We start from the raw sequence: 23,052 nt of genomic DNA on the forward strand, positions 1-23,052 counted from the left end.
GGTCAGTCCTTTCGCGTCGGTCGCGTGACCGCGTTGGTTCCGCTGCAGCGGCTGGTTCATGGCAAATCCGCGGTGAGGGTCAGAGACTTTGATTCAGTCAGGTATGCCCTGCTGTCCGTCACGTCCGCAGTTCCGCCGGTAACGTCCAGCAGAGTGCGCAGTGGGCGGTCGTCCGAAGACGCGCCGACTGAAATGGACATTGGGCCTGGCTCAACGATCCACCTGCCTTCAAGCGAGAGGTAGGCCAGGAGCGCCAGCTGCAGGGTGAAGACCAGTGTTGCTTCCTGGCTAGGCTCCAGCGTGATGCGCTGGAAGCCGGCAAGTTGAAGCGCAGGTCGTGAGATTCCGAGTGCTTCGTCCTCGACGTACAGCTGGACCACTTCGGTGCCGGTGCGGTTGCCGCTGTTGATCACCGTGACCGTCACTTCGACCTCTCCGTCCGTGGCGACTGATGGCGTGCTGAGGGCCAGTGCTGAGTACGTGAAGCGGGTGTAGGTGAGACCGTGCCCGAACGGAAACAGTGGTGTGGCGGCCTCATCGACATATCCGCCATGGTCGTCGCCTTCGCGGCGGCGGTAGCCGCTGCCGAATCGTTGGCTGGAGTGGATTGGTACCTGACCGCTTGATCGGGGCATGGTGTACGGGAGTCGTCCTTGCGGCTCGCTGGCGCCGGTGAGAACGTCCGTGACGGCGCGGGGGCCGAATTCGGAGCCATAGTATCCGAGTACGAGCGCGTTCAGTTTTGGTTCGATGACGCCCAGCGCGAGGGGCCTGCCTGAGAAGAGTACGCCCACCATCGGTGTGTCCAGGGTATGGAGCGCATCGACGAGTTTGCGCTGTGATTCAGGAAGTCGCAGATCGGAGGTGTCTGCGCCTTCGCCTTCGGTGCGCTCGGCGAAGAACCAGCGGGCCAGTCCGCCGAGCGCCAGGATGATGACATCTGCGCCGCGCGCCGCGTCAACCGCGGCCGGGATTTTGTCGATGCCGCCGTCAACGTCGCAACCTTCGGAAACCACTACCGTCGCATTCGGCAGTGCGGTCCGCAGGGCCTCGCTGAGCGACGCGGCGTCGTACTGGACTCGTGCGTATTCGTCCTCGCCCATTGACAGGAGATCGCCGATCTCGCCTTCAACGTAGGAGTTATCGGGCTGGAACGTACCTTCATCCACTCCGACCATGGAGCTGGCCACTCCACTGCGCAGAGCGCGGGTCAGGGCGATGAATGCGGGAAACGTATATGGTGCAAATGCGGTACCCACCGCATCGGCGTGAGGACCAATGATGGCTATGCGTTGTGCATTGCCGAGGGGCAGGACACCGTCGTTCTTTAACAGTGTGACCGACTCGTGCGCCAGCCGCGACGAGAGCTCGCGGCCCTCCTTGGCAATTGACATCACCGTGACCTGATCGGTGGACACATACGGATTCTCGAACAGGCCGAGCTCGAACTTGTGAGTGAGGACCCGCAAGACCGCCTCATCTACAAGTGCCTCACTGATCTCCCCGTCCTGGATGGCGGAGATAAGGGCTTCCCCGTACCCGAAGGGAGCCGGTAACTCTACGTCAATGCCAGCGCGAAGTCCCAGCACCGCTGCTTCGCGCGCATTGCTGGCGGCCCGGTGGTGGACGACCAGGTTCTCGATTGATCCCCAGTCGGAGACCACTGTCCCGTCGAAGCCCAGTTCGTCCCGCAACAGGTGGCGGAATATCCGCGGGTCAGCGGCAGCGGGCACGCCATCCCAATCGGAGAGGGAATTCATGACCGAATCCAGGCCGGCCAGTGTGATGGCGGCAGCGAACGGACGCGCATAAACCTCCCGGAGCTCTCGCTCGCCTAGGGTCACGGACGCCATGTTTAGCCCTGCGTCACTCATCGCGTAACCAAGGAAATGCTTGCCAGTGGCAATCACCCCATCCTTCAGCGACGCTCCACGCAGGTTGCGGATGAACGAGACCCCAAAAGCGCTCACGAGGTAGGGATCCTCGCCATACGTCTCGTGTACTCGCCCCCACCTTGCATCTCTTGCAACGTCAAGGACCGGCGAAAGCGCGTGGTGGAAACCAACCGAGCGCATCTGCCGGCGTGTCAGGGCGGCCATCTCACCGACCCCTTCTGGATCCCACGTCGCCGCAAGGCCGATCCCTGTGGGGAACGAGGTAAATGACGGTGCGTTGACACCATTCAGTGCCTCAACGTGCATGATGGCGGGAATCCCCAGACGGGTATTCTCTACCAGGTATCGCTGAACCTCATTATTGAGCCGCGCGACCTCGGCAGCAGTCCGCGGGAATCCCCCCATATGGGGTTCCACGTACCCGATCCCATCACCGAGCTTGGTGGCGGCGATTCCGGGGCGAATGCCATCTGCGTCGAACAGCATCGTCGGCACCAGAGAGGTGAGTTGTGCAACCTTCTCCGAGATTGTCATTCGTTTGATCAGATCAACGGCCCGAGAGCGCGCTTCCTCCACGTATTGCTCCTAAAGTTTCTTGCTGTGTGGCTCACCGAGGTGGCCTCTCGCTTGGACGTTGATCAGCCCGAGGCATCTACTGGTGTGGTGTGGTGTGGCGGCCGGGCCGGTTGCCAACGTCGGGGAGGAGTCGCTACCGGCCGCCGACGTATCTACTTGGCCCGGACTTCAGCCCTTGACTCCGGAGGAGACGGTGGAGCGGATGAAGTAGCGCTGGGCGAAGAAGAAGATCGACAGCACGGGCAGGATGTACAGCACGGCAGCAGCGGCCTGCACGGTGGGAATGGTGTTCCCGTTAGGGTCCTGGTACCACGCGGTAATGGCCACCGCGAGGGTCGTGTGGTCCGTGTCCAACAACAGTGCGGGTCCAATGTAATCGCCCCAGGTCCACGTGAACGACAAAAGGAAGGAGGTAATCAGCACCGGGCGGGAGAGGGGAAGGAAGATCTGGACGAATATTCTCAGCCAGCCGGCACCATCCATAATTGCCGCGTCTTCAAGTTCGCGCGGGAGCGACGAGAAGAACTGGCGGAAGAGGAACACCATATACGGTGATGCGGCCAGCCCCCACAAAATCCAGGGCCAGTAGGTGTTCACCAGCCCGATTTGCGAGAAGAGAACGTACGTTGGCAGCAGCGTCAGAATCTGCGGGATCATCATGGTTGAGAGCAGAACCAGGAACAGGGCCTTTTTTCCGGGGGCCCTTAGCCGGGCGAAACCGAAGCCGACCGTAGCGCTCGATATGGTTATCAGCACCGAATACGTTGTCGCGAGGAATAAAGAGTTGGCCGTGTAGGCCACAAAGTCCATTTGGGTAACGGCCTCGACGAAGTTGTTCCATTGCGCCTTATCAGGCAGGACCTGGATCGGAAACGAGGCCCATTCAGCGGGTGTCTTCAGCGCCGCAAGTATCAGCCACAGGAATGGGCCGATAAAGAACACCGACAGGAGCAGGATCAAAATGTAGAGGATCGCCGGGGGCTGCTTGTCCTTCCGGACCTTTTCGGCTTTCCGGATATGTTTGGCCTCGGGTGCCAGCCCGGCGGGTGTTTCACGCTCAGTCGTGGTCATCGGGTTGCTCCTTCTTTCTCGGCTTCCGTGTCGACTTCGTAGTACACCCATGACTGGCTCGAGCGCAGGAAGAGCAACGTCAGACCGAGGATGATGAGGAAGAACACCCACAGCATTGCCGATCCGTAGCCGAAACGGTTGCTGAGGAAGAACTCCTTGTAGACCTGCACCATGTACAGGTTGTTGCTGTCCGGCACCCCACTGACCTTCGAGATACCGGCCGAGCTGGTCAGGAGCAGGGGCTGGATGAAGACCTGCAACGCCGCGATCACGCCCGTGATCACCTGGAAGAAGAGGATGGGCGAAATCATCGGTACTGTAACGTGCCGGAAGACAGACCATCGTCCCGCGCCGTCGATGGTGGCCGCTTCCTCGAGCTCGGCCGGAACGCCCTGAAGAGCGGCGAGCATGATTATCATGCCTGCGCCCAGACCCCAGAGCATCAGGATCACCAGAGCGTAGAAGGCGGTGGGGTCCAGAAGCCACGCGATCGGCTGGATGCCGACGACCCCCAGGATGGCGTTGAGGATTCCTGAATCCCTGTTGAAGACAAGCTTCCACATGATTGCCATGGCGACAACCGGGACGACTGAGGGCAGAAAGAACAGAGTCCTCCACAGTCCCAATGCCCTCAGCCGCCGGTTGATGATCATCGCCAGGCCAAGAGATCCGCCGATGGTCAGCGGGACAACGATGGCAGTGAACAGCAGCGTCCTCAGCAGCGCCATCCACGCCGCGCCGTCACTGAACAGTTCAACGTAGTTATCCAGGCCAACCCACTTGAAGCGCGGAGAGCTGCCGTCGAAGTTGGTAAGGCTCACAAGCAGCCCGAACACCATGGGCAACGCCGTCAGCAGCACGAAACCTATTACCCAAGGCCCGACGAATGCGTAGAACGCTTTCTTGGGGTAGCGGGACCACTTGCGTGCCATAACTGTTAGCCGATCTGCTTCTTGCCCTGCGCGAGGGCTTTGTTCAAGTCATCAGTGAGCGCCGAGCATGCCTGGTCTACGCTCAGTTCACCCTTGATTGATTTCTCAAGGTACGTCTTGATCGTGGCGTTCAAGAGATCTGTCGAGATGTAAGGCGAGTCGGGCAAGGGCTTCGCATACTGCAGTTCATTCTGCGCGACCTGGTACGCCTGCTTCTGGAATGGAAGATCCTGCGGCAACTTATCGCTCAGCGACTTCAGCCCCGGAAGGCCCCAACCACTCGCGGCACGCTCCTTGGCCGGCGTGCCGGCCATGTAATACTCCATGAGCTTGAAAGCTGCATCCTTGTTCTTCGCCTTCTCCGGGATCCACCAACCCTGCCCGGAGAACGTCGGCGCGACACGGGTGTCTCCCATTACAGGTGAAGGAGCCATTCGGACAGTCTTCAGCGCATCGGGGGCGGCGAAGTTGCCGCCATACCAATAGCCATCCTGACTGATCGCCATGCGCTGCGCGGCGAAGGTCGAGTAGTCAGAGCCGTCCGGAAGCGGGTTCAGGGACGTCGGGCCCACCCCTGATTTCCCGAAATCGACGTACCACTGGAAGGCGCGCTTGGCGGCGGCCGAGGTGAAGTCGATCTTGGTCAGGTCTTCGTTGTATAGCTGCCCACCTTGCTGCATTACCATCGCCGACATGGGCTGGGAGAGGGACCAGTCCCATTCGACGCCCAGTCCGAAGGTCCTCGTTGTTGCGCCCTCGGTGACAGTGAGCTTTTTGGCGATTTCCAGGAGGTTGTCGTAGCTGGTTGCCTCGGTGTCACTCAGGTAGGGGACGCCGGCTTTGTCGAAAAGGGCGGTGTTGTACCAGAGTGTCGAGTCCTGGCTCCAGTCTTTGACGACGCCGTAGAGGGGACCTTCGCCGCTCTTGGTGCCGTTCCAGCGGAAGCTGTTGTTGACGGGCTGAAGGTCGTCTTCCTTCAGCACATCACTCTTCTTCAGGTATGGGGTGAGGTCCGTAGCCAATCCCCGCGCGTTGAAGTTGGCGCTGCCGACGGCGGCGCCAACAGTAATGTCGGGCGGGTTGCCCGAAGCAAGCATGGTGTTCAGCCGGGTCGCATCGAACAGAACCTGGTTGATCTTGATGCCAGGGTTGTTCTTCTCGAACTCGGCAACCTGTTCCGCGCTGAGATCCTTGGCTCCGACCATGACGGTTAAAGTGGTCTCCCCCGACGGGCTGCTGGCGCCACCGCCGCCGGCGGTGCACCCGGCAAGTAGGGCCGTTGCTGCAATGAATGAGCCCGCGACAAAGGTACGCCGCTTGAGTGTTGCTGCTGGTGTAGGCATGTCTACCTCCTTGTGACATGGGGCGCCCCGGAACTGGGTCGCCGTGGTGATCGTGATCATCATTACACGAAAACGAAACAGTTGCTACAATTTTATTCAAGCAGTTTCAAAGGGCCGGTGTTGCCCAAGGCGCCGGGCTATAGTTAGTAAGGTCACTAGCATGAGTGAACAGAAGAGCCCCGGCACCCGGGGTCCGTACGCAAAATCGGCGCAGCGATCGAGTGACATCCTCGATGCCGCCGCTACTGTGTTCGCAACACACGGCTACCACGGCGGCTCATTGCGGGACATCGCGCGCTCCCTCGACCTCAGCCTGACCAGCATCGTCCACCACTTCGGGTCCAAGTACGAGCTTCTCGAGGCCGTACTCGAGCGGGCCGACAGGACCACTCCCGGCAACGAAGAGTTCGACTTCGACGCCGCTTGCGCCGAACGCGGGGTCGCGTCCGCCACACTGGAGCGGGTGGAGTCAAGCATCGAGCGGCCCGAACTGCTGCGCCTCTTCGCCATCCTGGCAGCGGAATCCTCCACCCCCACGCATCCCGCGCATGACTGGTTCGTCGCCCGCTACCGGCGCAAAACGGAAGAACTTTCGGCCGCCTTCACCTACGACCAGGCCGCAGGCCGAATCAGCCCAACCCGAGACCCCCACACCCTGAGCCGCCTGCTCATAGGTACCTGGGACGGCATACAGCTGCAATGGCTGATCGACCCGACCGCCGACATGACCAGGTCCATGAGGGCATTCTTTGAATGGGCCCTTCCGGAATCGGCGAAGGATCTCCCTGGCGTTCCGGACCGATCTGCCGCCCGGTAATCTGCCCGATCCTTCTTCCCCCGCTCCGTGCCGCGTGGTTAGTGCGGCCTTAGCGGAACCATAACTCCGATAAATGTAGCAGTCGTTCAAATTTCGTCGTAAGGTGGGCGCTGTCGCTTGTGCTGTCGCGACGACATCGTGACCCCTCAACGAGGAGATCCTTCCATGAGCCGGCCGGAACCGGGCAGCGTGCGTGTGGATCGCCTGCACGGCTCGCAGGGGTAGTGGTGAGTTCGCTGCGGGACGGGTAGTGAAGTCCATTTCCACGATCGCTACGGCAAAGACACTGCCGGACGTGCCCTCGCCTTCTCACTAAAAGCGAAATAACTCGCTCCGATCTCGGGGTTCGGCGCGTCTTCGCCGAAACGAAAAATAAAACCGCCCATCCAGGAGAGGATCCACATGACCCACCTAAATCTGGCAACAACACCTGACGGAATCCAGTACCGCGACCTGAACGGGAACGGGATCATGGACCCCTTTGAGGACCCGCGGAGAACACCCGAAGAGCGCACCGAAGACCTTCTCAACCGGCTCTCGTTAGACGAAAAAATCGGCCTCATGTTTCAGACCGTCATCGAATCAGGACCAGGCGGCTCCTTGCTGGAGACAGCCGGGCACATCAGCAAATCACCAACCTCGGTCGTGGTTCTGGCGAAGAACATGACCCACTTCAATGTCCACGGACTCGACGACGCACGCGAAGCCGCCCGGTGGAACAACGCCCTGCAAAAACTCGCAGCTCAAACGCCTCACGGAATTCCCGTCACAATCTCCACGGACCCTCGCCACGCATTCGCCGAAAACGTCGGCGTCGGATTTTCCGCAGGCCCGTTTTCGCAATGGCCGGAAGGGCTGGGCGTGGCTGCGATCGATGAACCTGAAACCACCCGCCATTTCGCCGAGGTCGCCCGTGCCGAATACACTGCGGTCGGAATCCGTGCTGCGCTTCACCCGCAAATCGACTTAGCCACCGAACCCCGATGGGGGCGGCAACTGCAAACTTTCGGTTCCCGCCTCGATCGGGTCATAGCCCATACGGCCGCCTACCTGGACGGCTTCCAAGGCGCCACGCTCGGTCCCGGCAGCGTGTCCTGCACGACTAAACACTTCCCGGGCGGGGGACCGCAAAAGGACGGCGAGGACGCCCACTTCCCCTACGGCCGCGAACAGGTGTACCCGGGCGGCCGATTCGAAGACCATCTAGCACCTTTTAGGACTGCCATCGAGCATGACACCGCGGCCATCATGCCGTACTACGGGATGCCGGTGGGTCTTGAAATAAACGGGCAACCGGTGGAAGAAGTAGGTTTCGGCTACAACCGCCAGATACTTCAGGAACTCCTGCGCGAGGACCTCGGCTTTGAAGGTGTCATTGTGACGGACTGGGAACTGGTCAACGACAACGTTATTGGCGACCAGGTCCTACCTGCCCGGGCCTGGGGAGTAGAACACCTCGACGCCCGGGGCCGCATGTTGAAAATCCTTGAAGCAGGAGCGGACCAGTTCGGCGGCGAAGAATGCGTCGAAATCCTCCGCAGCCTGGTCGATGAAGGTCTCGTCGCGGAATCCCGGATCGACGCTTCGGCTCGACGACTGCTGTTGGTGAAGTTCCGGCTTGGGCTTTTCGACAACCCCTTCGTCGACGAAGATACAGCGGCCCGCGTCGTTGGCAGCCCGCAACACCGTGCCGCGGGCGAGCTGGCGCAATCACGCTCCGTTTGTGTCCTCGAGAACAAGCTCCACGGAACTGAACCGACCCTTCCCGTTGCGCCGGGCCAACGTCTCTACATAGAGGGAATCGATCCCGCCATAGCCGGCACGCTCGGAACCATCGTCCCCACGCCGGAGGAAGCAGATCTAGCAATTATCAGAATCGCCGCACCATTCGACGCCAGAGACGACCTTTTCCTCGAATCATTCTTTCACCAGGGAGGGCTCGAATTCCGGCCCGGCCTCATCTACCGACTGAACGCGATATCCTCCCGCATACCCCTGATCGTGGATGTCGCCCTTGACCGCGGCGCCATCCTTACCCCGATCTCAACGATCACATCCGCGCTCACGGCCAGTTTTGGAGTATCCGATTCTGCACTATCGCGGGTCCTCAGTGGCGAAATCACACCAGTCGGACGGCTGCCAATCGCACTGCCAATGGCAATGAATGACGTCCAGACCGTCGCTCCGGACACTGGCCTCGCAGCCGATAAATGTCTTTACCCGGCCGGACACAAAGCACTTCTGTAAACGGCTCCCTCGGGGCACCCACCCGTTCATCCCGACGCCCCACCAGTCCAAGGGCTCTTGACCCCGGCTCCCCTGCAAACCGCTGGATGCTGCATCGAGCTTGGCATGCGTCCGCCGTAGCGCCCCTCGCCTCGCTTCGCCTCGCACCGCCGCAATCGGTGCGGTGAAAGGAACACATGGAAATCACGACCGGAGAGCTGGAACAGCCCGGCATGCTGGAGGTACAGGTCAAGGACGCCTCTGAGGTGGATAACGCTCTGGAAGAGGCGATATCCGTCGTGCAGAAGGCCGCACGCAAGCACCGGATAGGGATCCTCGTGACACGGATCGAGACGGGCAGATATATCGTGCGTGCTCATCCCGCTGTCCCCTTCGGGTTGATCCGCCAGCGACACGACGACGCCAGTAGATAGACCCCAAGGCAATCGGCATACCAGGAAAGCACGTCCGGAACACGACTGCACCGACCCCGACGACACGGACAATGGCGGGTTCACAGGTTCCGCGCTGAACCTCGGGAGGCAGATCAGGGGCCTCTTCCTCCGGATCGGGCCCCCTGACCCCCGCGCCCTGCGCAAGAACCCCACGCATGTCTTCAGCGCTTCAAATCAACGTGCGCAGGCAAGCAAACAAAGGAAATTGTTGCACTCGTCACAATTTCGGGTTACCTTTTCACCACCGAAGCAGAACTCGGTGCCGCCGCCTTACCCGGCCGCGGCGGAATGGCACGGCTGTCCCCACCCGGGGTCAGAAACCATCCCAGCGCACCGGAAGCTGGCTCGTATTTCGAGCAGTCACCTTGCGGCCGAACGCGCTGTTGGCAGTCACTTACTCGAAGGAATTCGCCCCAATGAAGACGCGAAAAACTCTAGCCATGCTCGCCACGGTCAGTCTTGGCCTGACGATGTCGGCATTCGCCAGCCAGGCTGCAACCGCCACGACGCCAAGCCCAACCTCAGACGTGCTTCCCGCAGTGGGGGCCGAGGGTGGCATCGGCTCGCTCCGGGAGGAGGCCGCGAAGGCTGGCCTCATCATCGGATCCGGTTCAATCAAGGGCATGACATCAACAGCCGATGGCCGGCCCTCGAACTACCTGGCAGAACCTCAGTTCGCGAAGGTGCTGGCCGAGCAGTTCAACAGCCTGTCCCCCGAGAACGACCTGAAGTGGCAATTCGTTGAGCCGCAAGAGGGCATCTTCGACTTCGAGGGCCTGGACCGACTGGCAGCCTTCGGTAAAGCGAACGACATGCAGGTCAAGGGCCACGGCCTGATCTCGGGTTGCTGCAACCCCGATTACCTTGTATCTAAGGTCAATGACCCTGTCGCGTTCCGCGCCGCCATGGTCAATCACTTCAATACGATCATGAAGCGCTACAAGAACAAGATGGACCGCTGGGACGTCGTAACCGAGGCGCTGGAGACGATGGGTGGGGGCCTTCAGCACAACGACTTCTACAACGCCCTCGGCCCAGGCTACATCGCAGACGCGTTCCGGATCGCCCATGATGCGGACCCGAAGGCCAAGCTGTTCCTGAACGAAAACCTTGTGGAATCACTCCCAGGGAAGCGGCAGGAACTGTACGACCTCGTTTCCGGTCTCGTTGCCGACGGGGTGCCGATCAACGGCGTGGCCTTGCAGATGCACGAAACACTCCAGGGGCCTCCGCCCGGAGCCATCACCGAGATGACCAACTTCTTCCACGGCCTGGGACTCGAAGTCTCCATCGCGGAACTGGACGTGCACACATACGACCCCGTCTCCCAAGCAAAGATCTACGGCAACATCGTCACTGACGCGCTCAACGCCGGCATCAAGGAAATCAGCGTCTGGGGCTTCACGGACAAGCACCTCTACACATGGCTCCCGGGAGCGAAACCGTGCCTGTTCGACGAGAACTACAACCCCAAGCCGGCGTACTTCGCCGTTCGTGATGCCCTGCGGAACTACGTCGAGAAGACGGAACCACTCAAGTACCCGCTCGGCAAACTACCCAAGCAGCCTGTCAGCAAACCCTCCAACACCAGCGACTTGCAACTGTAGTCCCAAAATGGACGCGGCAGCTGATTGTGCACCGGCCGCCCGGTGACACCCGTTGTGGTGCGTGGTCGCACTAACGCACCACAACGAGTGTCCTTCCTGCACAGCGGTAGAGCATCCAAGGGGTGATGGCGCCCGGAAATCTCATCCCCTCGTAGTAGTAAGCCTTCAGTCGAGTCGGCCGGCAGTGAAATGGGAGCTAGGGTCTAGTCGACGCTGGGAAGCCAGGCCGTCGCCAGCAAATTGGAATCCGTCCGCCACCACCCAATGACGCTCTCCGACCCGGGTAGGACTCCCGCCGGGCTCACCCTGGTAACGCGCAGGTTGGAGAGGTGCGACGACGGTTCTCCGCACTCTCCGAGCTTCAGCCCCGCGCTATGCACACAGTCCCGTGCCGCGGCCAAAGCATAAGTATCAGAGGAAGCGTCTTGGCCAGAAGCCCCCGCCTTGGCATTTACACCCCAACCTGACTTCACAGCCTTCTGACGAGGGAAGACTTTGGCGTTCGTGCGACCTATCCGCACTTTCTTTGCGGCAGTCTGCTCACAACTTGAGAGGTGGCAACCGCGGGTTCGATCAGGGCCTGTTCAATCCTAGATTTCCTAGGCTATTCCGAGATTTCGTCGTATCCCACCCGATCCATCTTTGTGAAACCTGTCAGGGTGGGGTCTATGAACAGCATGAGGCACTGTCAATAAAGCGACATAGTGAACTTACTCTGACGCCGGCGGGCGTCGCGGCGAACGGAGCACTACTTCGAGGGGAGTTCAGGCTTCACTCGAATGGAGCTGAATTGGGAAACCCGATATAGTTGAAGCACTACGACCGGTTCCGCCTACTTCGGTAGGTCCAGGGCCGGTCTTCACTTTCTCCTGAGCAGGAGGCTCAGTTGCCCGCACCGGTTAAGGCCTATATGACCTACGACGAGCAGGTCGACCTTCTGGCTTCCCGGGGTATGGGCATCGGGGACAGGGAGGCTGCGATCAAGCAGCTTCAGCACATCAACTACTACCGTCTCAGCGGGTATTGGTATCCGTTCAGGCAACAGGGATCTGCAGGACGTGACGACAGCTTTTACGCCGGGACAACCTTCACTGACGTCGTGAAGCTGTATAGCTTTGATGCGAGTCTCCGAACAGCAACCTTCGCGTCTTTGGCACCGATCGAGCTGGCATTGCGGGCCTTGCTCGGGCACGCCCTTGGGGCGATCGATGAATGCGCACACCTCAAGCCGGCGCTTTTGGGCCGCGGGCGACCCACGGACCCTCCTACGCCACGTGGTTACAGCGGTACAAGAAGAGCCTCGATGATTCGAAGGAAGACTTTGTCAAGCACCACCACTCAAAGTACGGCGGAACTCTCCCCATATGGGCGGCAGTAGAAATACTTGACTGGGGAGCGCTCACCTACCTGTACGGTGTCTCCCCACGGCAGACACAGGACGACATCGCGGACAAGTTCGGCCTGACCGCTCCCCAGCTGGAGTCATGGATGAAATCGCTCAACGTCGTGAGGAACATCTGCGCCCATCACGGAAGACTCTTCAACAAGGTCCACGCAATCAAGCCAAAACTTCCCAGCGTTGGCCGGCTGCCTGAGCTCGATCAAGCCCGCCGCGAGATGAACCGAACCTTCGGGCAAGCTCACTCTCATCCAGCACATGCTCCGGAGCCTGGATATCGGGCGGCACCAGCTGCTTCCAGCCGTTCTACGCTCATACCCAGATGTACAGTTGCTCCCCATCTCGCACATCGGCGCCCCGCCCGATTGGGCCGCATCTCCGCTCTGGAGCTAGCCTCCAACCAACAGCCGTGTCCCTCCGGTAGCCCAAGTAACCTACGGAATCACAATTGTCGGCGTTTGAGAGGACGAGTGCTTCAAAACGGCGGCCGGTTCCGTCACGCATTCCTAGTGTCCGGAACGCGTCTGGCAGTCGACGGAGGGATGTCCGGACTAAGGCTGAACTGACCATCAGGAGGTCGGAACAGCTTGCCCGGCCTCCGGACCTGATCCCTGGCTGGACGAAGCCCAAAATTTCGGAGTGCGGGGCCGACATGTGCGAGAGTTCTTCCATGGATCACCCCCAACCTGGCGTCAAAGGCGCCTGGCAAGGAAAAACGTTGCCATCTGTCAGCGCTGGTCTAAAGCTGTGGTCGAAGCTGAAGTCCTCCAACGATTTACGGGCCGGGAACCCCGCGGTCCTGGGTACGGGCTTCGGCTCCGGAGGCTTCACGGGCGGCGACTTCCCGGGAAAGGACCGCGGCGAGGTATTCCTCATGGGTCCATCCGGTCTCTCGTGCCTGCTCAGCGAGACGGGTGGCAGCTTCCCGGATCCGGGGTGCTTTCATTGCCCGGGAGTAGTACTCGATCTGACCGACTGTTTCCTTGGTCCCGGGCATCACGCGACCTGCTCGTCATCAAGGTCGATCCCAAACGCGCGGTCATAGTCAGCAAGGTCCCGCAGCCCTGCGGCGTCCGCGGCGGGTACGGGGTTTTGGAAGGCTTTGCGCAGGGTCCGGGCGGCGTCGACGTGGTCCGGGTCGGTGATCGTCAAGCCGGTGCCCAGGACCGGGGCATGATCGCCTACGGTTCTGCCGTCCAGGCTGATGCGGATCGTGTCCAGGTCTTCGGTGATCTCGACGAACCTGCCGATGGCCTGCGGGTGGACGGAGTAGTCATTCGATACCACCCGGACGTAGTAATCCCGTGGGAGCCTGATCCTGGCAGCGAACCCTGTCACGGGCGGGACCGGAGGCAGGGCCAACATCGCCGCTTTGTCCTGGGCAAGCAGGTCCGTGGGCCGGGCCCCGGTCCGCCGGACCAGCCGGGCATTGGCCTTGGGCAGCCACTGGCCGAGCTGGGCGTTGAAGTCCTCGGGCGAGGCGAAGGACCGACCTGGCAGGAATGATGTTTCAAGGAACCCGTTGGCCCGTTCCACCACTCCCTTGGATTCCGGGTCGTAGGGCTTGACCTGCACGATCTTCGTCGCGAGGACCCCGGCGAACGCAGCGGCCCCAGCCGCGAAGCTGTTCCGGCGACCGATGCCTGTCTCGTTATCCCAGATCAGCCGCCGCGGAACAGGGACCAAGCCACCAAGGAGTTCCCACATCCCAGCGAGCAGATCCCCGGTCGTGCGGGAGGAAATCATCCGCGCCATGATGAACCGCGAATGCAAAGACACCATCACCAGCACCGGCAGGATTCTCGGCTTCCCGGACCCGACAGGGATCCGCACCTCCGGGAACCACAAGTCGCACTGGGCCTGCTCGCCCGGTTCGTAACTGATCGGATCCGCGGGATCCGGTGGTGCGTACTCCGGCGGGATCCTGGCCACGTCTTCCCTGAGCCAGGCCGGTGACCCGGTCCACCCCACCCGCTCTGCCACTACCGTGGCCGGCATCCGCGGACTCTCTTTCAACAAGGCCCGGATAGCCGGCTCGACTGCCTTAATCCCGGAATCCTGCGGCGCGCGCACATACACCGGCGGCCCTTCGGCTCTGACGGCCTTGGCCACCGTATTCCTCGAGATACCCAGCCGTGCGGCTATCGACCTCATCGACTCACCCTCGGCGAGATGCAACCGCCGAATAAGCGCCCAATCCTCCACAGTGATCACCCACCCAATCGTTTGGAACAGGTGGCTCAGTTTTCAACCGTCACAATGGCTCAATTTTCGACCGTCGCCGACACCATCCCGGAAGCGTTCATCTGGCACCCGCCCAACACAACATGCGGAAAACCAGTTGCTGACTCCAGACGGATTCCACCTGCTCTGAGTTCCTTGCACTATCTAGACCCAATTCGAGTCATAGCACACCGGAGTGGATTGAACCCGCCAGGATTTTTCCCTAGCAACTGTCAAGTCAGGTTCTAAGAACAACATGGCGTTGTCAGTAGTGGAAAGTATGCCCTCAAGCGAAGGGTCGGGTCGCAGGACCTGGTCCAGTCGGCGACGATCTGGGTGGATCACCCGACGCTGATTATCAACATATCCGCTAGGGGCAATTCGTGTGCTTGTCCTTTGATGGTGCCCGACGCGCCTACTTTTTGATTTTCGGTGCCTTTAGTTGCTGCGTCATTAGCCCGGCGGTGAGCCCTCCCGCACCGATGCTGAGGGTTGCAATTCCTGCTGAAAGAGCCTGCACTGACTCAGCCGAGACGGCGCAAGTGATGCCGGCGGCGAGGAGTAATGCCATGACGGCATAGTAGATGCGGAGCATTGGCCTTCCCATTTCGTTCCTGGTGGGTTTTTGGTTGGATCGATTCGTAAAGGATTAACTGACGGTCTCTGCGTTCGGAGGTAAGGATGAAAGCGGACGACCCTGATGGACGCTCTGCAGGACCACTAGATGCATAGTGTTTTTCATGCCCATGGGACCGCCTGTTCCGATGGTTCGGCGTCTCGGCTAGGTGACGCCGAACCAGGGGTCTAAGGCTTCTGCAGGATGCCATCAGGGGCGAGAACCGGTTAGGGTGCAGAGCCTGCCCCAGGTACTCTTCGCCTGCATGCAAGTGGAGTAAGTCTGCAAGGGGACTGGAACCTGCGAACCTCACGTTCTGCCTACGGAGCGGAAATTCTTAACTTCTCTGGAGAGCCCACAGGGTGAGCGCTTCCGTCGGATGCCAACAGCTCGTTCGAGGCTCTTGCCGCCCGGAGTGCAGATTCTATTGCCCCGTCAATCCAACCGGCCCATCCAGACGCCAGATCAGAATTTGCAAAGTGAACACGACCGTGAGGTACCTGAAGCTGGTTTGAGTACTTCATGACCTGGCCCGGCCGGTAGGCCATCCACGTTCCCAGGGAGAATTCGTCTTTGTTCCAGTCGTGCGAGTCGACGGCGAGGACGGTTGCTTCGGGAAGGAATTGGCGTACCGCATCGGTGACGGCGTCCATGTCAGTTGCATCAATGTCTGCTTCGGCGCTGGCGAAGCAGCAAAGGTAGGTCCCGTCGTTGGTTGTGTATTCCGAGGCAATCCACTTGAATGTGGTGTCCATTCCGATGCCGTAGAAGTCCTTTTCCAACGTTGGCACAAGTGCCCAGACTTTTACCGATTGCCCTGCCTGCTTCTCGATGGCCATGGCGCGGTGCGCGTCGGGCAATTCGGGTGCGAAGTTGATTCGCTCCCAGGTGTTCACAGGAGCAGTTACGATGACGGACCTAGCGAGAATGGTCTGGCCGTCTCGGGTGACGACTCGTACTTGTGTACCTTCATCCGCGATCGATGACACAGCGGTGTTGTATCGCACGTCGGCTTCAGCTTCGGCGAGGATGTGTTCGATGAGATTCTTCGTTCCTCCGACAAACTTGTCAGTTAGCAGGGTGTACCAACCGACGGAGCTGCCGAAGCCACTGACCCAGGAGATCACGTGAAGAGCTGAAAGCTCGTGAGGGTAGGCCCCGAAATAGAACGTTGGCCAAGCCAGAAGGAAGTCCCGCGTCCTGGCCGGGGCGTTCAGTGCCTCTACGTATGCTGAGAATGGAATGTCCAAGTCCTCCAATCCGGGCTGTCCAAGGGGCGCTTCGTAAAAACGGATTCGTTCGGCGTCTTTGTCGATTTGTACGATGGCATATTCCAACGCGGCCCATTCGTCGGCCGGGATCGGAAATGCAGTGTTCAGCATCTCGCCGTCAAGGCCCCACCCGAAGCTGGACGCTACGGGGCTTTGAAAGGTCTGCAGGTTGTAGCGTTCCAGCTCCGCGTGCACGAACTTCTGCTGGTCGGGGGCAACCCAGGTTCCGCCGATCTCGACTCCCTGATCCGTTCCACGGAACTTTCTGTACCAAGTACGGCCGCCGAGGCGGTCGCGCCCTTCCAGGACAAGCACGGACTTCCCGTCGGCCCGTGATTCGCGGGCGGCAATTGCGCCTGCGAATCCGCATCCGACGACAACGACATCAAATGACTCCATTATGGTCATCTCCTCTTTATTCTTGCTCCGGCAATAGGCCAGCCGGTTGGCATTCAATTCATGGACGTTTGTTGATCAGGTGTGGCAGACTCATGGTCCCGTCGGTTAGCGCCGTTTAGGACCAGGGTGGCCTTCTGCTCGGTTCTGTATTTGCAAACTCTCATCTCGGGTTGTCTGCCTTCAGCCGGACCACGGCCGGGTGTCCTTGGCCGTGGGCCGGTGGATACTTCGTTCGCTTCGTCGCGAAGCTCGTTAAGAAGTGGCCGGCCTATGATCTGGGGCTCTAAAGGTAGTCCCGTTATCTCGAGTCCGCTCGCCTGTGTGAGGAGCCAGCACCGGGGTGTGGCTCAGACTAAAAGTCATCTCCTTCGGTAGTGCTCGATGTGATTCACCTTACGCTCAACCGAGAAGCCTTCGAATAGTACGTTTGCAAGAATTGCGGAACTTTATCCAGCATGAGTACTAGTCAGGAGCGTCGTCCTGGACTTCCCTGGTCGCTGCGCATTCAGCACGTCCTGCAGGCCTGGCACTGGGCGGGTCCCGCCTGTGTGGGTTCGTTCAGCTGCACACATGGCCGAAGGGCCAGGCTAACGCTTACGCGTCGGCGCTGGCCCTTCAGCGGGTATTCATAGATTCCCAGTCCGCGAGGACGAGTATCCGGCCTTAAGCTTCTTGCCGTCCGATGCGGGCGTAGACCGCGGGCTTCGTCCTGCGATAGATGAGCGCGAGAGCGATGCCTACGATGAGCGCACCATAGAACAACGCGAGTAGAATGCCAGCCAAGACCTCATTGCCCCCGATCAGAAGGGCTATGTTCTGAGTGCCGATCACGGCTACCACCGCAAATCCGATTGCCGCTAAACCAGGGGCCAGCAAGCTCTTCCATGCACCCACCTGATACTGGGGGTTCCGGCGGAAATAGACGATGACAGCGACGCTGGTGAGAAGCATTAGGAGGATGAGAGGATAAGCGGCGATTCCTTCGAGAATGCCGAACAAGGAGGTTCCATCTACTCCGGCAATGGCCAGTACGGCGATAAAGACCAGGGCGACAAGACTCGTGGCAAGTGAGGCCACATGGGGGGAACCGTGCTTTGCGTGGATCTTCCGTAGGGATGCATGGAAGACGTGGTCCATGCTCAGGGAGTACATGTACCTGGCGCTGATATTGTGCGTGGCGATCATGGCCGCGAAAATGCTGGTGCACACCAGGGCCAGGACGACGTCGAAGGCGATCTTGCCAAGGTAAAGTGCGACGGCCCCGGTGGCGGTTCCGCTTGGATCTTCTGCAGATGCGGCAACGACGCTGCTTGCCCCCACTCCGTTGATGAGTGCCCAGGCGCTGATCGCATACATGGATCCCATGGACAAGATGGAGATGTAAGTTGCCCGCGGGATCGTACGTTCTGGATTGCGCGCCTCTTCGCGGAAGACCGCCGTTGCCTCAAAACCGGCGTAACACATGACGCCCAGAAGGGCGGCCAGACCCACGTTCCCGGAGAAAATGTTCGACGGCAGGAAAGGTGCGACACTCACGCCCTCCGGTCCGCCATTCACGAACGAAGCTACGTCGAAGGCGACGATGATGACAACTTCGAAAATCATGAACACTGTCAGTATTTTGGCGGAGAGGGAAATTTCAACGTAACCCAGGACGCCGACGATGGCAATCAAGACGAAGGTGTACACCCACCACTGGATGTCAGGTCCTGAGAAGACGTCCGTCACCAACGACTCCAGGGATACGCCACCAAATGCGAACGCGCCTGCGAGGAAGAAGAAGTAGGCCAGCAGGGCCAGGAACGACGCGCCGAGTCCGAGCGGTTTGCCAAGTCCTGCAGTGATATATGCGTAGAACGCACCTGGATTGGACAGGCGCCTGCCCATGCTCGTGAATCCGACAGCGAAGCAAAGCACCAACGCGCACGCTGCCAAGTATGTGACGGGGGTCCCGAGTTGATTCCCGGAGCCGATGATGAAGGGTATCAGGCCCACGAAGACTGTAAGAGGCGCATTGAAGGCCAGGACGGTGAAGACAATCCCCGACGTTGTCAGATTGCCGGTAAGCCGCTTCGTCGCCGCTCCCCCAGGAGGCGATTCAGGGATTTCTTTCTGTTCGTTCACAGTTGTCATTTCTATGCTCCAAAAATTATGGCCGGGGTAAGCCGGGCCTTGCTGCGGAGGGAATGCAGTCGATGCCGGCATTACCGGCCAGGCTGCGTCTCGACATGTTGTCTGTGCTGCCTACCCGTACGCTCTTCAGGATCAACTGATGGTCGTGTTCTCTAGGTCAGCCCCGGCGCCGTTAGTGGTGTACCGGCTGATCGAATGTGTGCTGGGTCTCATTTCTTACGTCAAGAAGACCACGTGGCGTACAGCGGGCCAATAGTGGCAAGTTACATATCTTTGATTTTTTTCATACTTATGTCTAAATCAGCACCTGCACTCCGGTGGAGTTGGACCTAAGGCGAACGGGTTTATGGCCTCCACGCCCCGGGTGGCATGGGAAACGATTCGGGAGGGGATGCTCACGCTAACGGTGCTGTATGGATCGCGGCGTACTGGACGGGAGATGCGCGCTGGGTTGAGCATCCCTTTACCGGAATCACTTAACCTCCCCACTTGATTCAACTGATCAGCCATTGATATGAAAAGCATCATCTTTTGTGGCATTTTTAGTATGGTTGCGACGGCATTGCTCGCATAAGTTCGAATCTATTCAGCTACCGGATACGGCCTGTCCATCCGGTGCTCTCTGCCAATTACACGAGGGTGCTTCTGACGGCCCCGCCCACGCACCGAAATCCCTAGGAGTACTGTGGAGCACGACACCACCCGAGAAGTGATTCTTTCCCTCAGCTGCCGAGACACTGTCGGTATCGTCCACGCTGTCTCAGGCTTCCTGGTCAAACACGGTTGCAATATTCTCGCCAGCCAGCAGTTCGATGACTCGTCGATCAACCGATTCTTCATGCGCGTCCAAGCTACCTACCCTTCCAAGGTCGCCATTGGTGAGCTGAAGGTAGCTTTCCAGACGACGGCCGACAAGTTCGGCATGAATTGGACCATGTCGGACACGACTGTCAGGCCCCGGGTCGCGCTCCTTGTCTCCAAGGCTGAACATTGCCTGAACGACCTGCTGTTCCGGTGGCGGTCCGGGCAACTCAAAGTTGATTTCCCTTTCATCGCCTCGAACCACCAAACACTCCAGCCTGTAGCAGAAACACACGGCATCCCGTTTTTCCACATCCCGGTGACACCCGAGACCAAAGCGGCAGCAGAAGAAAAGCTCGTCGCCTTGATCGCTGAACACCAGGTCGATCTGACCGTTCTGGCCCGCTACATGCAGGTGCTCAGCGATGACCTCTGCAGTGAGCTCGCAGGAAAGGCGATCAACATCCATCACTCCTTTCTTCCCGGCTTCAAGGGTGCCAAGCCCTATCACCAAGCGTTCGACCGCGGTGTGAAACTGGTCGGCGCCACCGCTCATTACGTGACCGCCGAGCTTGATGAAGGACCCATCATCGAGCAGGAAGTGCTTCGCGTTGGACATGACTACAGCCCGGCGCAACTGGCAGTTACTGGACAAGACGCTGAGCGCCTTGCTCTGGCACGTGCCGTGCAATGGCATGCCGAACAACGGGTCCTGCTGAACGGCAACCGCACCGTTGTTTTCAACTGACGAACCACCCTTGCGCCTTAGCGGTGCACCGATCCCAACAGAAGTGAGAATTACCATGGACCGCCTCGTCGACCGCTCCATCAGCGCCAAAGCCTTCACTGAGACCTCCCGCGATCCGCTCCCGCCTCGGGTCCGGACGGTCATCGTGGGAGGCGGGATTGTAGGCAGCAGCATCGCGTACCACCTGGCCGCTGCGGGCGAGAGCGACATTCTCGTGATTGAAAGCAATGTCCTGGGCAGCGGCACCTCCTGGCACGCGGCAGGCCTCGTAACGGGTGCCCGGGGATCATCCACAATGACCAAGCTGGCAAAGTACGGCTTGGAGTTCTACACCCATCTGGAGCAGACGTCCGGGATTGACGTGTCTTTCCAAAGGTCCGGTTCACTCAGCGTCGCCCGCACTCCCGGCCGGGTTGATGAACTGCTCTATGCCAGGGACGTAGCTGACCAGCAAGGCGTCCCCACGGAATGGCTCACAGAAGACCGCTTCAAGGAGGTATGGCCGTTGGCTAGCCATGAAGGGGTCCTGGGTGCGCTCCTGTTGCCGGAAGACGGACACATCAACCCGGGTCACGCCACCGTAGCCCTCGCCAAGCTCGCTCACGATTTGGGCGCCCAGATCCGTGAGAGTGTCACGGTTGAGAAGATCCTGCAAGAAGACGGCAAGATCGTCGGCGTCCTCACTGATCAGGGCACCGTCCACTGTGATCGTGTGGTCCTCGCTTGTGGCTTGTGGACACGGGAGTTGGGCGCAACTGCCGGCGTTCATGTTCCGCTGTATGCAGCGGAACATGTGCATGTCAGGTCCGGGCAGATCGATGGAGCCGCGCCGGAACTGCCGGTGTTCCGCGATCTGGATGGCAGCTACTACCTGCGACATGAACAAGGCCGGCTGCTGGTGGGCGCTTTCGAACCCGACGGGCTGCCCCGCCCGGTCGAGGAAATCTCCAAGGCAGGCTTCGCTGAATTCGACCCTGACTGGAACCATTTCGCTCCCATCCGGGCGAAGGCCGAAACGACCGTCCCCGCGTTGGCGGCAGCCGGATACGACCGCTTTCTCAACGCTCCCGAAAGTTTCACCCCCGATGCGAACTTCGCGCTCGGAGAGACCGCTGAGGTCTCAAATCTGTATGTCGCAGCAGGTTTCAATTCCCAAGGCATCATTTATGCCCCCGGCGTAGGCAAGGAACTCGCAGACTGGATCATCTCAGGGACGACGCGTTTCGATTCATTCAGCGTGGACGTGCAGCGTTTTTCCCGACACCAGAACAGCCGCAGGTACCTCAAGGCCCGCACCAAGGAAGGCCTCGGCCGCCTCTACGCCATGCACTGGCCCAACCTGCAAATGGACACAGCCCGGAACGTACGCCGGACACCCTTGCACTCCAGGCTGGCCGAACTCGGAGCATGCTTTGGCGAGGTCAACGGTGGAGAACGCGCCAACTGGTACGGCGAGCCCGGAACGTACCCGGCCTACGACTACAGCTACGGGCGTCCCGGCTGGTTCTCCCGCATCGCCGAGGAACACAAAGCCGCGCGCGAAGGAGTCGTGCTCTTTGACCTGAGCCCGTTCGCGAAATTCGAGGTGGCGGGGCCGGACGCGCTGGCTGTGTGCCAGCAAGCCTCAACCGCCGACGTCGACGTTGAGGTGAACAAGGCGGTCTACACCCTGTTCCTCAACGACGCTGCCGGAATCGAGCTCGACGGCACCGTCACGCGCCTCGAAAAGGACCGCTTCCTCGTTGTCACTCCCTCTTTCACACAGCAAAAGACCCACGCCTACTTGAAGCGACTGGCAAAGGGCCGGGCCGCATCCGTGTTCGACTGCACAGCCGCCCTGGCCACGATCGGAGTCATGGGACCGAAAAGCCGTGAACTGCTTTCCCGGATTTCACCAGAGGACTGGTCCGACGACGCCCAGGAATACACCCATGGCAGGACCGTTGAAATCGCCGACGGCTACGCCTACAGCCTCCGGGTCAGCTTCGTCGGTGAACTCGGCTACGAGCTATACCCCAGTGCTGACCTGGCCGTGAACATATTCGACGCCCTCTGGGACGCCGGTCAGGATCTGGGCATCCGACTGGCCGGATACCATGCCCTCGATTCGCTCCGAAGCGAAAAGGGATTCCGGCACCTCGGACACGACATCGGCCCCATTGACGATCCCTACTCGGCCGGTCTTCGCTTCACCGTTGCCCTGGATAAACCCGGCGGCTTCGTGGGCAAAGAGGCACTGCTGAAACTCGACCCCACCAAACCCGATCATCGCACGGTGTACGTTGCCATCGACGATCCAGAACCAGTTTTCGTCCATGACGAAACCGTCTACTGCAACAACGTCCCCGTCGGCAGGATGACCAGCGGAAGCTACGGACACACACTCGGCCGCGCCGTAGGCATAGCAGCAATCGACCCCGAGGCAGACCTTTCCGGTTCCTTCGAAGTCCGGTGCAAAGGACGCCTCTACCCAGCCACCGTTTCCCGTCGTCCGTTCTATGATCCCAAGGGCGAACGCCTGCGCGACTAACACTGCGGCG

15 protein-coding genes and 2 pseudogenes are annotated in these 23,052 nt (G+C 60.0%); 8 read left to right on the plus strand and 9 right to left on the minus strand.

From position 1 onward, the window contains the following. Nucleotides 1-56 precede the first annotated feature (56 nt). The 4 genes from AC6JA3_RS22270 to AC6JA3_RS22285 form a co-directional block, all read right to left on the minus strand. The gene (locus tag AC6JA3_RS22270) at nt 57-2,429 is read right to left on the minus strand and encodes a glycoside hydrolase family 3 N-terminal domain-containing protein (RefSeq protein WP_497920736.1); all 2,373 of its coding nucleotides are present in this window, start codon (nt 2,427-2,429) and stop codon (nt 57-59) included. Between the two features lie 210 nt (nt 2,430-2,639). Beyond that, entirely contained in the window at nt 2,640-3,542 is a 903-nt protein-coding gene (locus AC6JA3_RS22275; protein ID WP_497920737.1) for a carbohydrate ABC transporter permease, read from the minus strand. Then, nucleotides 3,539-4,474, minus strand: coding sequence for a carbohydrate ABC transporter permease (locus AC6JA3_RS22280; protein WP_497920738.1), 936 nt, complete (start codon nt 4,472-4,474; stop codon nt 3,539-3,541). Before AC6JA3_RS22280 ends, AC6JA3_RS22275 begins: the two co-directional genes overlap by 4 nt. A gap of 5 nt (nt 4,475-4,479) precedes the next feature. Continuing rightward, nucleotides 4,480-5,817, minus strand: coding sequence for an ABC transporter substrate-binding protein (locus AC6JA3_RS22285; protein WP_497920739.1), 1,338 nt, complete (start codon nt 5,815-5,817; stop codon nt 4,480-4,482). 160 nt (nt 5,818-5,977) lie between these two features. Between AC6JA3_RS22285 and AC6JA3_RS22290 the strand changes: the two genes are divergently transcribed. The 6 genes and pseudogenes from AC6JA3_RS22290 to AC6JA3_RS22315 all read left to right on the plus strand — a co-directional run bounded on the left by AC6JA3_RS22290 (nt 5,978) and on the right by AC6JA3_RS22315 (nt 12,887). Continuing rightward, entirely contained in the window at nt 5,978-6,634 is a 657-nt protein-coding gene (locus AC6JA3_RS22290) for a TetR/AcrR family transcriptional regulator (RefSeq protein ID WP_497920740.1), read from the plus strand. A gap of 402 nt (nt 6,635-7,036) precedes the next feature. After that, the gene (locus AC6JA3_RS22295; protein ID WP_497920741.1) at nt 7,037-8,881 is read left to right on the plus strand and encodes a glycoside hydrolase family 3 protein; all 1,845 of its coding nucleotides are present in this window, start codon (nt 7,037-7,039) and stop codon (nt 8,879-8,881) included. Nucleotides 8,882-9,057: 176 nt separating this feature from the next. After that, complete coding sequence (locus AC6JA3_RS22300) at nt 9,058-9,294, plus strand: hypothetical protein (RefSeq protein ID WP_223948826.1); 237 nt, start codon at nt 9,058-9,060, stop codon at nt 9,292-9,294. 437 nt (nt 9,295-9,731) lie between these two features. Beyond that, on the plus strand, nt 9,732-10,922 hold the full coding sequence (locus AC6JA3_RS22305; RefSeq protein ID WP_497920742.1) for an endo-1,4-beta-xylanase: 1,191 nt from the start codon (nt 9,732-9,734) through the stop codon (nt 10,920-10,922). Between the two features lie 952 nt (nt 10,923-11,874). Further along, nucleotides 11,875-12,150: pseudogene (locus tag AC6JA3_RS22310) on the plus strand (Abi family protein); the annotation flags it as partial. Further along, on the plus strand, nt 12,135-12,887 hold the full coding sequence (locus tag AC6JA3_RS22315; protein WP_497920743.1) for an Abi family protein: 753 nt from the start codon (nt 12,135-12,137) through the stop codon (nt 12,885-12,887). The pseudogene AC6JA3_RS22310 and the gene AC6JA3_RS22315, both read left to right, overlap by 16 nt. A gap of 181 nt (nt 12,888-13,068) precedes the next feature. On the opposite strand, the pseudogene AC6JA3_RS22320 reads toward AC6JA3_RS22315, so the two are convergent. The 5 genes and pseudogenes from AC6JA3_RS22320 to AC6JA3_RS22340 all read right to left on the minus strand — a co-directional run. Continuing rightward, nucleotides 13,069-13,318 (minus strand): annotated as a pseudogene (locus AC6JA3_RS22320) (ATP-binding protein); the annotation flags it as partial. Continuing rightward, nucleotides 13,318-14,535: an IS21 family transposase gene (istA, locus tag AC6JA3_RS22325; protein ID WP_497920744.1), complete on the minus strand. Its 1,218-nt coding sequence runs from the start codon at nt 14,533-14,535 to the stop codon at nt 13,318-13,320. The pseudogene AC6JA3_RS22320 and the gene istA, both read right to left, overlap by 1 nt. A gap of 424 nt (nt 14,536-14,959) precedes the next feature. Further along, a complete protein-coding gene (locus tag AC6JA3_RS22330; RefSeq protein ID WP_497920745.1) occupies nt 14,960-15,115 on the minus strand; it encodes a hypothetical protein in 156 nt (51 codons plus the stop codon). Nucleotides 15,116-15,480: 365 nt separating this feature from the next. After that, complete coding sequence (locus AC6JA3_RS22335; protein ID WP_497920746.1) at nt 15,481-16,830, minus strand: flavin monoamine oxidase family protein; 1,350 nt, start codon at nt 16,828-16,830, stop codon at nt 15,481-15,483. Nucleotides 16,831-17,493: 663 nt separating this feature from the next. Next, nucleotides 17,494-18,963 carry an APC family permease gene (locus AC6JA3_RS22340; protein ID WP_497920747.1) on the minus strand — a complete coding sequence of 490 codons (1,470 nt, stop codon included), beginning with the start codon at nt 18,961-18,963 and terminating at the stop codon, nt 17,494-17,496. 685 nt (nt 18,964-19,648) lie between these two features. Between AC6JA3_RS22340 and purU the strand changes: the two genes are divergently transcribed. Together purU and AC6JA3_RS22350 are read left to right on the plus strand one after the other, a co-directional pair. Beyond that, complete coding sequence (gene purU / locus AC6JA3_RS22345) at nt 19,649-20,512, plus strand: formyltetrahydrofolate deformylase (protein WP_497920748.1); 864 nt, start codon at nt 19,649-19,651, stop codon at nt 20,510-20,512. Nucleotides 20,513-20,567: 55 nt separating this feature from the next. Beyond that, complete coding sequence (locus AC6JA3_RS22350; protein ID WP_497920749.1) at nt 20,568-23,042, plus strand: GcvT family protein; 2,475 nt, start codon at nt 20,568-20,570, stop codon at nt 23,040-23,042. Nucleotides 23,043-23,052: the final 10 nt, after the last annotated feature.

Source organism: Arthrobacter sp. TmtSoilC79, from assembly GCF_059739405.1.